This window comes from Nitrospirillum amazonense, assembly GCF_007828035.1.
Lineage (GTDB): Bacteria > Pseudomonadota > Alphaproteobacteria > Azospirillales > Azospirillaceae > Nitrospirillum > Nitrospirillum amazonense.
Window position 1 is genome coordinate 115,485 of the sequence record NZ_VITV01000013.1, and the last position, 14,796, is coordinate 130,280.

Sequence of the window (14,796 nt, forward strand, 5' to 3'; positions counted from 1 at the left end):
GCGGCTGCGCGGGGTATGTCGCCTGCGGCCTTCCCTGCCAGGGCGCGCATCCTCGACGAAACCGGTTCCCGGACTATCTCCCTTCCGCCGCTGTTCCCGCCGCCTGAAGGTGCCGCCCGCCATGCCGCGTTTCGCCCGCCTGTTCGCCCTCATTGTCCTGGCTCTGTCCCTGGCGGGGGCGCCCGCCGCGTTCGCCGACGCGGGCGCGCTGTCCTACGGCCGCATCGAAGGGCGCAACATCAACCATTTCGTGCGTGACGGCGACGTGGCGGCCCATCTGCTGCTGCGCTCCGGCGCCGACCCGCGCATCGTCGTGGCCTTTCCTGCCGGCAACAGCGGCGCCGGCCTGTGGCTGGATATCCCGCAGGGCCAGGGCTCCGGTGACTGGACCCTGACCACCCCGCCCATCCCGGTGACGGAGAGCGACGGCCAGGGACGGCCGCTGCATGGCATCACCTTCCAGGCCAGCCTGGCGGCCGGTACCGTCGGTATCCGCCAAGCGGTGCTGTCCAGCGTTCGCGTCCTGCGAGATTACGATGCCCTCCGCACCGTGCCCGACAGCATCAGCCCGGACCTGATGCGCGATGGCGCACGCTTTGTCTGGGCACGTGACCGGCTGGACGGCAAGGCCGGCTATCGCCTGACGGTGGAGGTGGTGCACGGGCAGGCGACGGAGACGGGCCTGAAGGCCGACCCCGACGGCACCATCGGCCTGCGCGTCACGGCCCTGACGGGAGAGACGCCGCTGACTCCTTTGCCGGCGGACGCCCTGCTGAATTCCCAGGCGGCGAATGACGTGGCGACCCGCGGCACCCTGACCTTCCTGAGCTACCGCGAGAAGTTCCTGGCCGGCTCCTGGCGCTTCGACACCTATTTCGGCCGCGACACCATGATGTCCCTCATGCTGCTGATGCCGGTCCTGCAGGGGGATGCGGTGGAGGCGGGCCTGCGCTCCGTCTTCGCCCGCCTGTCCCTGATCGGCGAGGTGGCTCATGAGGAGGATGTGGGCGAATTCGCCATCCTGGATCACCTGAAGCGGGAGGCCACCGCGTCGGATGACCCCGTCTACGATTACAAGATGGTGGACGGCGACTTCATGCTGCCGGCGGTGACGCGGGCCTGGCTGCTGGACGATGCCCAGGGCCGGGCGCGGGCGGCGGCCTTCCTGGCCAGCGGCGACGGCCGCGCCGACCAGGTGGGCCCGGTGGGGCGCGACCTGGTGCAGAACCTGCGCTATGTCGTCTTGCACGCCGCCGCCTTCGCGCGCGAGCCGCGCTATTCCAACATGATCCGGCTGAAGCACGGTCTGCCCGTGGGCCAATGGCGCGACAGCAATGACGGCCTCGGCGGCGGCCTCTATGCCTATGATGTCAACGCCATCCTGGTGCCGGCTGCGCTGGAGGCCTGCGCCGCATTGCTGAAAAGCGGGTTGCTGGATCCTTATATGGACCCGGGCGACCGGCCGCTGCTGTCGCGCGCCGCCGGCATGGCGGCGGTATGGCGGGCCAAGGCGCCGCCGCTGTTCACCGTCACCATCCCCGAACGCCGGGCCAAGGCGGAGGTGGCGGCCTATGCCCACGACCTGGGTGTGCCGGACACCGCCGCCGCGCTGGGACCGGGGCCGGTGCGCTTCCATGCCCTGTCGCTGAACCGCGATGGCACGCCGGTGCGGGTGATGCAGTCCGACGAGGGCTTCGGCCTGCTGTTCGGCCGGCCCGACGCCCGCACCCTGGACCAGGTGGTGCAGGGCCTGCTGCGCCCTTTCCCGGCGGGGCTGATGACCGACGCCGGCATGGTGGTGGCCAACCCCGTCTTCTCCCCGCCTGAGGTTCAGGCCCGCTTCACCCGCAACGCCTATCATGGCAGCGTGGTCTGGTCCTGGCAGCAGGCAATGATGGCGACAGGCTTGGAGCGGCAGGCGCGCCGTCCGGATCTGCCGCGCGCCACCAAGGCGCGGTTGCGCCAGGCCCAGGCGTCGCTGTGGCGCGCCATTGAGGCCACGCGCGGTCTTCAGAATTCGGAACTCTGGTCGTGGACCTACCAGGATGGCCACTACCAGCCGGTGGCCTTCGGCGCCAGTGGCGCCGACGCCGACGAGGCCAACGCCGCCCAGCTGTGGAGCACCGTCTACCTGGCCGTGCGGCCGCCTGCGGACCGCTGAGCCTCAGCCCGTCGGTTACTGGCCCGCCGGCTGCTGGTTGCGCATCCAGTCGGCCAGCGGGGCCAGGGCGCCCAGGATGGCCTGGCGGCCGCGCGGATCGGGGATGGTTTCATCCAGCGCCCGCTTCATGCACAACAGCCAAGCGTCCCGTTCCGCTTCACCAACCGAAAAGCCCATGTGGCGGGCGCGCAAGCGGGGGTGGCCGCGCTCGGCGGAATAGTCACCGGGACCGCCCATCCACTGCGCCAGGTACAGCGTCAGCACGCGTTTGGTCTCAGTCAGGTCCGGCGGATGGATGGCGCGCAGGTCGCGCGCCTCCGGAAGGGTGTCCATGTTGGCGTAGAAGGCTTCCACCAGCCGGGCGACGGGGCCCATCCCGCCGATCAGCTGGTAAAGGGTGGTCTTCTGCTCGCTGTCGCCGGTCATGCATCGGGCCTTGGTGGGAACGCTATTCCCTTTGCGGGATGCCGGGCGTTCTACCGCAAAGCGGGCACCATCGGAAGCGCGACCCGGCAAGGGCAGGGGCGCGTTGCGGTGGCGCAATAGTCATGGGATATCCAATATCCCGGAATTATCGCCTTCGCCCATCCGCGCGGGGCTGGTATGAAGAGGGGTGCGCACCCGCCCGGGTACGCCAGGGAGGTCCGCGCCAGCGGTGTCGCCATCGGCGATGTCGCCTTGACGACTAAACGAAAATTGGAAACGTCCATGTCGGTTAAACATCACCTGCTGCTCTCGACTGCGTTGCTTATGACAACGCTTACCCGTGCCGGATTCACGTCCGCGTTGGCCGCCGATGCGCCGGCGGTCACGGCCGCGCCGGTCACGGGCCCCTGGCAGGACGCCGCCCAGTCGCCCGAGGCGCGCACCGCCGCCCTGCTGAAGGTGATGACGCGGGAAGAGAAGCTGCAGCTGGTGTTCGGTTACTTCTCCACCGACTTCAAGCCAAAGGCGTATACGCGCGTCGAGGGCGGCATGGCCGATTCCGCCGGCTACATTCCCGGCATCGCCCGCCTGGGCATTCCCGCCCAGTCGCAGACCGACGCCGGCGTGGGCGTGGCCACGCAGGCCAGCCCCACCCCGCGCCTGCGCACGGCACTGCCGTCCGGCCTGGCCACCGCCGCCACCTGGAACCCGGAAATGGCTTTCGCCGGCGGCGCCATGATCGGTGACGAGGCCCGGCGGTCCGGTTTCAACGTGCAGCTGGCCGGCGGCACCAACCTGATGCGGGAGCCCCGCAACGGCCGCAACTTCGAGTACGGCGGCGAGGATCCCTTGCTGGCCGGCACCATCGTTGGCCATGCCATCAAGGGCATCCAGTCCAACAACATCATCTCCACGCTGAAGCACTATGCCTTCAATGATCAGGAGACCAGCCGCAACTTCATCGACGTGAAGGTCGATGAGGCGGCCGGCCGTCAGTCCGACCTGCTGGCCTTCGAGATCGCGCTGGAGACGGGCAAGCCCGGCTCCGTCATGTGCTCCTACAATCGCGTCAATGGCGCCTATGCCTGTGAGAATGACTGGCTGCTGAACCAGGTCCTGAAGAAGGACTGGGGCTTCAAGGGCTTCGTCATGTCCGACTGGGGCGCCACCCACTCCACCGCGCCGGCCGCCAACGCCGGCCTGGACCAGCAGTCGGGATATCCCTTCGACAAGTCGCCCTACTTCAAGGACGCCCTGGATGAGGCGGTGAACAACGGCCATGTCAGCGCCGCCCGCCTGGACGACATGGCCGGCCGCGTGCTGCACGCCATGTTCGCCAACGGCCTGTTCGAGCATCCGCTGAACGGCGACCAGGCGGCCACCATCGACTACGCCGCCCACGCCAAGGTCACCCAGGCCGACGCGGAGGAGGCCATCGTCCTGCTGAAGAACCAGGGCGACGTGCTGCCCCTGGCCAAGACCGTCAAGACCATCGCCATCATCGGCGGCCATGCCGACGTGGGTGTGCTGTCGGGCGGCGGTTCGGCCCAGGTCTACCCCTACGGCGCCCCGACCAACGGCCTGATCATCCCCAACGAGGGTCCCGCTTCCTTCCCCGGCCCCATGGTCTATGACCCGTCGTCACCCCTGAAGGCGCTGCAAGGCCTGACCCAGGCCAAGATCACCTACATTGACGGCAAGGACGCCAAGGCCGCCGCCAAGCTGGCCGCCGGCAGCGACGTCGCCATCGTCTTCGCCACCCAATGGACGGGTGAGAGCCAGGACGCCATCGACCTGAACCTGCCCAATGACCAGGATGCCCTGATCAAGGCCGTGGCTGGCGCCAACAAGAAGACGGTAGTGGTGCTGGAGAACGGCGGCCCCGTTGTCATGCCCTGGCTGGACCAGGTGGCGGGCGTGGTCGATGCCTGGTACCCCGGCACCAGTGGTGGCGAGGCCATCGCCCGCGTGCTGGCCGGGGAGGTCAATCCCTCCGGCCACCTGCCGGTCAGCTTCCCGGCCTCGGTCGATCAGCTGCCGCGCAAGGTGGTGGACGGCGACCGCAAGGACAAGGCTGAGCACCCGCACGTCGATTACACCATCGACGGCGCCGCCATCGGCTACAAATGGCATGAGAAGAAGGGCCTGAAGCCGCTGTTCCCCTTCGGCTACGGCCTCAGCTACACGACCTTCGCCACGTCCGACTTGGCGGCCGCGCCCGAGGGCAAGGGCCTGAAGGTCAGCCTGGCCCTGCGCAACACTGGCAGCCGCGATGGCAAGGCCGTGGCCCAGGTCTACGTGGCGCCGGCCGACGGCGGCTGGGAAGCGCCGAAGCGCCTCGGCGCCTTCCACAAGGTGGCGCTGAAGGCCGGTGAAAGCCAGAGCGTGACCCTGACCGTGGACCCGCGCCTGCTGGCGACCTACGACGTCGCGGCGCATGCCTGGAAGATCAAGGGCGGCGACTACACGGTGATGACCGGTACTTCGTACCAGGACATCACGTCCAAGGTGACCGTGCACCTGCCCGACGCCACCCTGCCGGCGGCCGTGCAGTAATAGTGTTCGGCGTTTGAAGTACGGGGGGGCGTCCTGCGGGGCGCCTCCTTTTCTTTTGGGCTCAGCCGGCCAGGCCGGCCTCGGCGCGGCAGGCGGCGGCGATGGGCTTGGCCTTGTCCATCAGCAGCGCCGGCGGGGCGGTCACGCCCTTGCGCTCCTGCTCCGCCAGCGTTTGGACATCGGCATCGCTCAGGGCCGTGTTCACCCGGGTGGCGGTGCAGTCACAGAAGCTGTGCAACTTGGCGTCGGCCACCCCGGCGGGCGACGAGGTCCGCGCCGCCTGGAAGCATTGCGCGGCGAAGTTGGCCGCCATGGTGGCGCGGAACTCCGCCACCTCGGAAGGCGGCTGCGGCGACACGCGCATGACGGCGACCCCGAAACCGGCCGCGCCACAAACGGCGACGATGGCGGCGGTCACCCAGGTCTTGTTCATCGGCATCGGCGGCTCTCCGTACTAAGTATCCCAAGTGTACAGGGATTCTGGACGGATGGGGCGGGTTTGTCGGATGGGCGCGAGCTAAATGTTTTGAATCAAATAGGGTTCCGTTGCCATTACGCTTCGCGGATCCGAAAATTACTGGGACTATTCCAGGATATTACCCAGAACCGTTGGCGGATATGCCCGGCTTCCCGATAGTGGGCGACCAGTTCCGCCGGACACCAGTCGCGCCCCTCTGCGAACAGCGCGCCGATGTCGATCAGCACCCGGATAAGCGCAATCCTGTCTTCTTCCGTCGGCACGGCGCGGGCCAGTCGGCCATCCTGCGGCAGGAAGCCCAATCGGGCCAGGTCCACCTCATCGGTGGGCGTCATGGCTCGCGCCACCGCGCGTCTCCCGGCCAGTTCGGTGACGATGATTCCCTCGTCCGGCATGGCTGGCGCTTCATTCGAAGTCAACGAGCGTCCCCCGAGTGTCGAAATGGCTCTGGATGGCCCTCACTATGTTTTCCTTCTCGACCCCGGTGGCCGGCCGCCGCGCACCGGCCGCGTCCAGCATGAAGATGGCGTTCAGGTAGACGACATAGCCGGGCAGGAACTGGTCGCCGGGCGCGAGGCCCTCGCCCTCGGCCATCGCTTTTCCGTCGCGGCTTTCCAGATAAATGCCTCCGCGGGAGACGGTGGTCACGGTGTAGTCCATCTTCGGCCTCGCAGGACGATCAGCTGTCTGCCGCATCAATAGGCCGGCCCCAACCGGACCAAGGCGCGCTTCTTGGGGTCGTAACCGAAATGCCAGTCCGGCCATTGTTCCGCCGGCATTTCCGCCGCGCAGACCACGGACATTCCGGCCTCGATGTGATGGGAGAGGTATTGGAAAGCGTGGCCCGGTGGCGAGGGCAGTTCCACCACCGGCGTGCCATCGCGGCCGAAGACCGTCAGCCTATGCGGCAGGGCGGGTGGGTTGGCGATCAGGACGAACAGCAGGTCACCCTGCGCATGGGCTGAATCGGCGCCGGGAACAGTGAGGATGAGGGGGCCGTCCTCTCGCATCCAGCAAACGTTCTCGCCGTTCCGCACCGTCATCAGTCCATCCATGGCGCCCTCCGCCCTTACATCGCGATGCCTCGGTCTTTGCCTGGTGGCGTCATCAGCCGGTCGTCGGCTTGGCGGCGTCGGCACAGGCTCACCAGGGGCAGCGCTGCCGAAAGGTCCTGTCGATAAAGCTCGAATTCCGCCTGGCTGATCTCGTAGCGCTCTTCGTAATCGACCAGACGGTTACTGACCGGGATTGACAGATAGAACCGGCCGCCATCGCGTTCCACCCCGATGCTGAAGCGATGGTCGCAACTGACGGCGATGTCTGTGCCCTTCATGGTCCGGTTCCTTCTGATCGGCCCTTATGTCTAAGTCATGATGATGGAGCTGCTGCCGCCCTTGAGGTCGTAACAAGAAGCTAGGGTGCACTTAGGAGAAAGGTAGCATCTAAATGCCACTTCAATGCAGTTTCTTGAATTAGATCCAAGAAACAGAGATCGCGCAGTCGCCCCCTCTGGGGTCATAATAAGATATAATTTCGCCCCAAGAATATTTGTATATTATATGATATTTATCAATTTCTGCCGGGACCCCAAGAATATTTTCCAGGAAATTATCGTGCTCTGGCTTCATTTGTTGCGAATCGGTCGCATTTATATCGCTAATATATATATTGAAGCCCATTAATTTTTTTGCAAAGAACTTCATTGAAGTGATTATTTTTCTCCCATAAAAAATGTGAGGGCCTGAGTTTCTGTGAACCCAGCCATTGCCAATATCGAATTCCCTGAAGAACGATATTCCGCTAACCGTGATACTGGCTAAATCTTGGCCCTTATGAAGGGAAATTCCCTCAACTGTGACTTCTCCGGTTTTGATGTCGAACATCTTCTCCTCATTCTGGTGGCGTTGGACATCCTTCGTAAATTGCGGTAAAAACCTAAATTGCGCCACCGTATCCTAAATGATGTTTGGAGATTGTTTCGATTGATCGCTTTGGTTTGTCAAATATAAAACATTATTCTATTCAATATAGATATATCTTGTCGCGCTTTTATTTTACCTCGAATATCTTAATTTTGCTTGGATCTCTAATTATTGCCCTGCCGGTGGTTCTATCAACCTCAATATTGCTGCATGTGCATTCTGAGAAATGAAGTGGGATGGATTCTGCTACACTATCGCAAATAAGACATTCGTAGAATATCTTCTTTCCGGCTGGATAACCTTGCGACGGGTTAAACCCTATATATTTTCCGCTCTTTAGTCATAGCCCGCTATCTGTGACCGGTCAAATTTTTGCTGCGCCCAGCAGGCCGTCAACACTACTTGCCGATTTTGGTAACAAGTACTGGGCGGCCTGCCTCGCTATTCGAACCATAGACATCAGTCCAACCGGCAATAGCGGTCGATTTCTTTTAGCAAGCCATTATAGAAACCAATACATTATTCTATACCATTGCTTTCTTGAGTGGCCTATTCTCATTCTGAGTTTTAACGATAACGGAATATGCATCCTTTTCACTGTTCAGGAACGATTCGTCCTAGGTCATAACGGGCATACAGCGTATTGTTTTCCCTGATAATTTCGACGCCGTGGGCGTTGGTGATGGTTGTTTTAATCAATACTAGCTGCCTAGCTTTTATGCAGGGAAATATCTTCGTCATTCACATAATAAATGCCATAGCATATCATTGAGATCCGACAAATGTTTGTTAATTCTCTTCTGTTCTTCCCTATTGTTTTTTGCGATATAGAAGTCGGAATAACTTCCTGCGCCGCCATATATGTGCTTCAATATCGATGCAGCTTCTTCGGTGGAGGCATTTTTCCCCTCGAGCGCATCAAGCATTTGCGAAAACGCTCTTATCCAGTTTCTCTCGTCGTTCTCCTTCATTAATATAATTACTTCCTGCACGATATTCTTCGCGGAGTCGATCTTTTCTTGAGGTGTCAATATTGGGCTCCTATTTTAAGGGCGTGGTTCCAAGAACTTCAACGCCATCAATCTTCCAAGGTTCTGGTATGAAGGTTTGCTGAATATTTTGACCGCCAAGATAGACACCATCCTGATAGCCTACAGGTCCCTCATATACCGTTGTTCCAGCCGGTATCTTCACCGCGTGCACCGCGTTGATGGGGGAATCCCCTTCCAAGACCCCTGTCTTCGGATTAATCCACTGCGGTTTGACAGCTGTGTCTATCCGGACTTGGGCTACAGATTGCGGGGGCTCCGTAGTGAACCATTGGCCCAATGGCTTTGAGGCGTCGCCACCTCGATAGTAGACAGTATCTTCAGTCAGAGTCCTCGCATTATATTTTCCACCCGCAAAGTTCGCAGCTGGCGTTCCTCTCATTTCAGCGAGAGGGCCGGGGTTTTCAATGGCATTGAACTCGTAAGCGCACGCCAACCCCATGGGATCAACCCACTGTACCGGGTTGGGCGCGTAGGCGGCGATGTTGCTGCCGCCGCGCAGGCGGATGGGGTCCTGGGTGATGAAGCAGCCTTGGGCTGGGGCGTAGTAGCGGTGGCGGTTGTAGTGCAGGCCGGTTTCGGTGTCGTGGTACTGGCCCTGGAAACGCAGGGGGTTGGGAATGGTGGCGACGGTCTGGCGGGCGAGCGCCCCCCAGGCCTTGTAGTCGGCGGCCCATACCACCTCGCCATTGTCGTTGGTCAGTTCCTGGGGCGTGCCCAGATGGTCCAGGTGGTAGTGATAGGCCTGGGCCCGCTGCCCTGGCTCCGCCCGGCGCACCTGGGCCAGGGGGCGGAAGGTGCCGGGCTCATAGACATAGACGGTGGCCAGGGGGTCGACGGGTGCTGATGCCGCCTCCGCCGGCTTCACCTCCACCGGGGTGCTTTCGGCCAGCAGGGTGTCGCCGTCCCAGAGGAAGGTGGTGCGCTGAGTGGCGGCGGGTGGGGCGGTGCCGCCATCGTTGGCCGGGGTGGGTGCCGTATGCGCGCTTTCCTTCCACACGCGGCGGCCGAAGGCGTCATAGCCGAAGCGGGTGAGGGTGGTGCCCCGGCGGCCGCTTTCCTCCACCGCCGTGAGGCGGTTGCTGGCGTCGTAGCGGTAGTCCACGGTCACGGCGCCGCCGGCGGCGCGCCATTCCTTCACCCGGTTGCCCCAGGCGTCATACTCGAACTTGGCATCGCCATGGACCAGCAGGCGGTCGCCCCGGGCCTCGCCGCCCCAGAAGGCGGCATCCGGGCCGGAGGCCAGGATGTTGCCGGCGGGGTCGGTGACGAAGCTTTCGGGGTTCGTGCCCTCCACCGACAGCAGGCGGTCGCAGGCGTCGTAGTGATAGCGCTTCACGCCCCGCCGTGCGTCCTCGATGGCGGTCAGGGTGTCGGCGCCGTCATAGCCATAGGCGCGGGCGTAGACGGCCTCACCTAGGCTCCCGCCACCGGCGCGCCGCCGGCCCTCCTGGCGGATCAGGCGGCCCTGAGGGTCGAAGGCCTGGATTTGGTGGACGTTGCCGGCCAGACGCTCCACCTCCCGCCCCGCCGCGTCGCGGGCGAAGCGGGCCAGGGCCTTGCCGTCCAGCCCCACGGCCGCCGGCAGGTTGTCCGGCCCCCAGGCCACCTCCAGCCGGCGCCCATCCGGCAGGATGGTGGCGATACGCCGGCCCCGGGCATCGCGTTGGAAGCGGATCTCCTGGTCGCCCTGCCGCTCCGCTGTCGGCCGTCCGGCGGCGTCATAGGTGAAGGCCACCCGGGTATCGGGCGTCTCGGCGGACAGCAGCCGCCCCTGCGGGTCGTAGCCGAAGCGATGGCTGTTCCCGTCGGCGTAGAGCGTCTCCAGCAGGCGCCCGGCGGGGTCGCGGTTGAAGCGCGTCGCGCGGCCCTGGTCCACGGCGGCGGTGACCAGGCCGGCCGGGTCGCGGTGGTACTCCAGCCGCCGGCCGTCAAAGCCGGTCTCCCCCACCAGCCGGCCCGCCAGGTCATAGTCCAGCCGATATTGCTCCCCCTTCTGGTTGCGCAGGGCCACCAGGTTCAGTTCGCTGTCGTAATGATAGCGGAAGACCGAGCCGTCGGCGGCAATACGCTCTACCGGATAGGGCAGGCCGTCATAGCGCCAGCGGGTCACGCGGCCCAGCGGGTCGCGGTGCAGGGTGACGTGGTCCTCGGCGTCGTACTCCAGCGTCACCGTGCCGCCGTCGGGGCGGTGGACGGTGGTGATGTTGCCGTTGGCGTCGCGCTCCAGCCGCACGGGGGCGTCCTCGCCCCGGCGCATCTCCACCACCCGGCCCAGCGCGTCATGGGCATAGCGGCGGCGGTCGGCGCGCGCCGTGCCCTGCGCCAGCAGATCGCCGGTGGGGGACCAGGTGAAGCGCGCCAGCAGGCCCAGCGCATCCTGGATGGCCAATGGCAGGCCACGGGTATCGCGCGTATAGCGGGTGGTATGGCCCAGGGGGTCGGTATGGGTCGCCAGGTTGCCGCGCCGGTCGTAGGTGAAGCTGTCTTCGGTGCCGTCGGCCCGTGTCACCCGCACGGGTTGGCCGAAGCCGGGCCGTGTGAGATCGGCGGGGACGTTGCCGCCCTCATACGCCAGGTGGGTGACGGCGCCGTCGACCTCGGTCCGCTGCGCCAGGCGGCCCAGGGCGTCGTAGGTCAGCCGCAGCGTGCGACCATCCGGCCCCGTCAAGGCCAGCAGATTGCCGGCTTGGTCGTAGCGGTGGCGGGTGACGCCGCCTACCGGGTTCACCTCCTCCTCCACCAGGCCCAGGCTGTTCCAGCGATAGCGGGTGACGGCACCCAGGCCGTTGGTCACCACCGTGGTGTGCGCCTGGACGTCGTAGGCCATGCGGGCGCGGTACAGGCCGGCCTCGCCGGACAGGTGCACGCCCCAGGTATCGACGCAGCGGGCGCGGCGGCCCAGCGCGACGTCGTCCCAGACGAACTGGAAGCGCAGGCCGCCGCGCCGCGTCTCTTCCACCAGCAGGTGGTTGTCGTAGCGGTAATGCCAGGCGTTGCCCCGGGCGTCGCGCGCCTCCACCAGGTCGCCGGCCGCGTCATAGGTGTAGCTGACCAGGCGCAAGGGCTGGTCACCACCGGCGGGATCGGGACCGTCCACCGCGGTGATGCGGCCGGCCTCGTCGGTGGTGACGGTGAAGGCGCGGCCGGCGCTGTCCTGGATGCCGGTCAGGCGGCCGCCGGGGCCGCGATGCAGCAGGATGGCGTTGTCGTTGGGGTCGACGACATGCGCCAGGTGGCGCAGGCCGCTCTGTTCGTCCCGGTCGCCGAAGACGTAGACCAGGCCGCCGTAGGTGGCCAGCCAGTAGCGCTGGCCGTCGGTGTGCAGCACCAGCCGTTCCACCACGTTCAGGCTGGGGCGGCCGGGGGCTGGGTCGAGGAAGAAGGCCAGGCGCCCGTCGGCCAGGCGCGCGGCCCAGCCGCCGCCGTTGATCCAGCGGTACAGCACCATGTCGTGCGGGTGGTGCCAGCCGGACCCCAGCTCGCCCACCAGGGTGGAGCTGGACATCCAGGTGCGCGACCAGACCAGGGGCAGAGGGCCCGCCACCTCGAAATCCGCGGCCTGGGTGAACAGCTCGCCGGTGGCCACGTCCACCGGATGGCCGGCGGTGTAGCGGGTGGCCAGCTTGCCGCCGGCGAAGCCTCCTGCGGCCCCGCCCAGGGCCTCGCCGATGATGCGTCCCCGCTCTCCGCCCACCGCCTGGCCGATGGCGCCGCCCACCTTGGAGCCGGCGTAGCCGCCCGCCATGCTGATGACCGTGGTCTCGCCGAAGGTCGCCAGGCCGCACAGCCCTTCCGCCATGAAGGCGCCGGCGGCACCGGCGCCCAGCGCCAGAAGCGAGCCGCCGATCATCAGGTATTCGGCCGCCGTGTTGGCCCAGTCCGGCACCTCGCCATGAATGGACATGTAGGTGCCGGGCTCGCGGCCGATGAAGACGTCGTGCGAACCGTCCATGATGGACCCGTCGCACTCCAGCTTGTCGGCGATGCGGGCGGCGGGCTTGCCGTTGATGAAGACCGTCTTGCTGCCCTGGGCGATATGTTGGTCAGGCGGCCCGTCGCGCGAACAGGCGGCCGCGTCCTGGATGGCGCGGGCGGCGGGCTTGTCGTTGATCAGCACGTTGTCGGAGCAGTCGGGCGAGATCACGCCGGTCTGGTCGGTGAAGGTGCTGCCCAGCGCCTCCCCCAGCAGGGCGCCGCCGCCGGTCGCCGCCATGGCGCCGCCCACCGCCGCGATGACGCCCAGCGCTGCACCGCCCGTGCCCACCACGGCGATGACCGCCAGGGCGGCACCCAGGCCGATGGCCGCGCCGGCGATGAAGCCGGACAGGGCACTGGTGTGCTGGATGGGATCCCCCAGCCGGGCGGCCCCATATTGCGGCGCGCCGCCGTCCATGGTCAGGCCCCGGTGCCGGCCGGGCTCGGCCAGGCGAAGCTGTTCAGGATCTGCATGAACTGGGCGTCGGCGTCCGCGAACTCCGTCAGGCGGGCGGTGTTGACGATGGTGATGCAGCGGCCGTCGGGCAGCAGGCTGTAGATCTGGCGCTGCTTGATGGGGCCGGCGCCGCCGTCCCACTGGAACAGCAGTTCCACCGCCGGGCGGCCGGCCAGCATGACGTCCTGCCGGGTGATCAGCTGGAAGCTGCGCGCCCGGGCGATCAGATCCTTCAGCTGCCGGTTGACGTACGCGCCCAGGCCTTCCTCCGCCTGTGGCCGGTCATAGGCGATCATGATGTTGGGCACCACGGGGCTGCCGCTCGGCGGGGCGGACCAGGCCACCATGGAGCGGTCGATCCAGCTGTCCGGCAGCTGGATGCTGAAGTCTAGCGTGCGGCAGGTCTGCGGCATGGTGGGTTTCCTTTAGATCTGGCCCAGGATGCGGGCGACCGCGACGGCGCTGTCGGCGTCCGCGTTGCCGGTGCTGGGCAAGGCCGAGGCGGTCTGGCCCAGGGTCGGCGTCTGGCTCGGCAGGGGAGATTGCCCCGCGCCCGATGTCTGGAAGGCCGGTGCCTGATAACTTGGCGCCTGGTAACTGGGCGCTTGGTAACCGGGCACCTGGTAACCGGGTGTCTGATAGCTGGAGGCCTGGACACCGGGCAGAGTGCCGCCCTGGTTCCACGATCCAGCCTGCGGCCCGGCGGTGTAGGGCGAGAGGGGCGGCGTTGCGGAAGAGGTCGCGACCACCGGCGGCGGGGCGTAGGACGGCTGCGTCAGGCCCGTGGGCGACAAGGTCGGGGAGGTGAACCCAGGCGTGACCCCAGGTGCGGCCATCGAGGGCGTGCCCACGGTAGGCGCGGCCATGGTGGGGGCCGAGAGCGAGGGGGCGGCAACCGAGGGCGCCTGGGGCAAGGATGGCAGCCCGGTGTTCACGCCGGCGGCCGACGCCAGGTTGGACAGGCCCGACGCCGTCGACGCCCCGGGAATGCCGGAGACGCCGGGGATGGCCGGGCTGGCCAGGGACGGAGCGCCGAGAGCGGGCGCGCCCAAAGAGGGAGAGGCCAAGCCGGAACCGCCGCCCAGCAGCTGGGCCGCCTGCGCCGCGCTGCCCAGGGGGGCGCCGACGGAGGACGGCAGGGCCGGCGCGGCGGCGTTGGCCAGCGCCCCGAGGTCGCCGGCGGAACCGAAGCCGGCCGGGGCCGCCGATAGTGACAGGGGCGTGTAGGGCTGGATGCCGAGGCTGGCGCCGATGGCGCCGGGCTGGATCAGGGCGGGAAGGTCGAACATCCGGAAATCTCCCGGGAAATGAAGGGGTCTGGCCTGGGATTGCGCGCGTCGGCGTCAGCCGCTGCAGTTCAGCCAGATTTTCTGGCCGTCCTGGCTGATGCCGTCCTTGTCCAGAACCACGGTGCTGCCGTTGCTGGTCAGGATGATGTGGTCGGTGGTCATCTGCAGGGAGCTTTTGCCCACCTGCAGCACGACCATCTCGCCCGCCACGTTCACCATGGACTTGCCCACGGTTTCGAACATGTTGTTCTGGACGACCATGGAGAGGTCTTTTTGGGAGTGGAAGGCGATCTCCTCGGCGCCGGCCTTGTCCTCCAGAGTGAAGAGGTTGAAGCCGCCGCCGCCGGGACTGCTGGCGGTGCGGAAGGTGGTCTGGGTTTTCTGAGCGGGCAGGCCGAGGGGGGCGGTGGTCTCGGAATTGGGGACGGAGCCCAGGATGACGGGGCGGTCCGGGTTGCCCTCCAGGAAGGCGACGACGAC

At 65.9% G+C, this 14,796-nt stretch carries 14 protein-coding genes; 2 read left to right on the forward strand and 12 right to left on the reverse strand.

Annotation, left to right across the window (positions count from 1 at the left end):
- Positions 1-121: 121 nt before the first annotated feature.
- The gene (locus FBZ87_RS25745; RefSeq protein WP_145613441.1) at positions 122-2,161 is read left to right on the forward strand and encodes a hypothetical protein; all 2,040 of its coding nucleotides are present in this window, start codon (positions 122-124) and stop codon (positions 2,159-2,161) included.
- Between the two features lie 15 nt (positions 2,162-2,176).
- On the opposite strand, the gene FBZ87_RS25750 is transcribed toward FBZ87_RS25745, so the two are convergent.
- Complete coding sequence (locus FBZ87_RS25750; protein WP_145613442.1) at positions 2,177-2,587, reverse strand: group II truncated hemoglobin; 411 nt, start codon at positions 2,585-2,587, stop codon at positions 2,177-2,179.
- Positions 2,588-2,947: 360 nt separating this feature from the next.
- On the opposite strand from FBZ87_RS25750, the gene FBZ87_RS25755 reads away from it, so the two are divergent.
- Positions 2,948-5,143: a glycoside hydrolase family 3 C-terminal domain-containing protein gene (locus FBZ87_RS25755; RefSeq protein WP_211107198.1), complete on the forward strand. Its 2,196-nt coding sequence runs from the start codon at positions 2,948-2,950 to the stop codon at positions 5,141-5,143.
- Positions 5,144-5,204: 61 nt separating this feature from the next.
- Here FBZ87_RS25755 and FBZ87_RS25760 read toward each other — a convergent pair whose 3' ends face one another.
- From FBZ87_RS25760 to FBZ87_RS29370, 11 genes are all read right to left on the reverse strand, one after another.
- Positions 5,205-5,582 (reverse strand): hypothetical protein, encoded by a 378-nt coding sequence (locus FBZ87_RS25760; RefSeq protein ID WP_145613444.1) that lies wholly within the window; start codon positions 5,580-5,582, stop codon positions 5,205-5,207.
- Positions 5,583-5,695: 113 nt separating this feature from the next.
- A complete protein-coding gene (locus FBZ87_RS25765) occupies positions 5,696-6,016 on the reverse strand; it encodes a hypothetical protein (RefSeq protein ID WP_145613445.1) in 321 nt (106 codons plus the stop codon).
- Positions 6,017-6,026: 10 nt separating this feature from the next.
- The gene (locus FBZ87_RS25770) at positions 6,027-6,281 is read right to left on the reverse strand and encodes an Imm74 family immunity protein (protein WP_186454979.1); all 255 of its coding nucleotides are present in this window, start codon (positions 6,279-6,281) and stop codon (positions 6,027-6,029) included.
- 35 nt (positions 6,282-6,316) lie between these two features.
- Positions 6,317-6,676: a hypothetical protein gene (locus FBZ87_RS25775; protein WP_145613447.1), complete on the reverse strand. Its 360-nt coding sequence runs from the start codon at positions 6,674-6,676 to the stop codon at positions 6,317-6,319.
- Positions 6,677-6,690: 14 nt separating this feature from the next.
- A complete protein-coding gene (locus FBZ87_RS25780; RefSeq protein ID WP_145613448.1) occupies positions 6,691-6,954 on the reverse strand; it encodes a hypothetical protein in 264 nt (87 codons plus the stop codon).
- A gap of 139 nt (positions 6,955-7,093) precedes the next feature.
- Positions 7,094-7,504, reverse strand: a complete 411-nt coding sequence (locus FBZ87_RS25785) for a hypothetical protein (protein WP_145613449.1) — start codon at positions 7,502-7,504, stop codon at positions 7,094-7,096.
- 776 nt (positions 7,505-8,280) lie between these two features.
- The gene (locus FBZ87_RS25790; protein WP_145613450.1) at positions 8,281-8,514 is read right to left on the reverse strand and encodes a DUF6966 domain-containing protein; all 234 of its coding nucleotides are present in this window, start codon (positions 8,512-8,514) and stop codon (positions 8,281-8,283) included.
- A gap of 70 nt (positions 8,515-8,584) precedes the next feature.
- The gene (locus FBZ87_RS25795; RefSeq protein WP_145613451.1) at positions 8,585-12,988 is read right to left on the reverse strand and encodes an RHS repeat-associated core domain-containing protein; all 4,404 of its coding nucleotides are present in this window, start codon (positions 12,986-12,988) and stop codon (positions 8,585-8,587) included.
- A gap of 2 nt (positions 12,989-12,990) precedes the next feature.
- The gene (locus FBZ87_RS25800) at positions 12,991-13,440 is read right to left on the reverse strand and encodes a DcrB-related protein (protein ID WP_040847883.1); all 450 of its coding nucleotides are present in this window, start codon (positions 13,438-13,440) and stop codon (positions 12,991-12,993) included.
- A 12-nt stretch (positions 13,441-13,452) separates the two neighbouring features.
- Positions 13,453-14,316 carry a hypothetical protein gene (locus tag FBZ87_RS25805; RefSeq protein WP_145613452.1) on the reverse strand — a complete coding sequence of 288 codons (864 nt, stop codon included), beginning with the start codon at positions 14,314-14,316 and terminating at the stop codon, positions 13,453-13,455.
- 54 nt (positions 14,317-14,370) lie between these two features.
- The coding region (locus FBZ87_RS29370; RefSeq protein ID WP_425465740.1) for a bacteriophage T4 gp5 trimerisation domain-containing protein at positions 14,371-14,796 on the reverse strand (426 nt) is incomplete at its 5' end.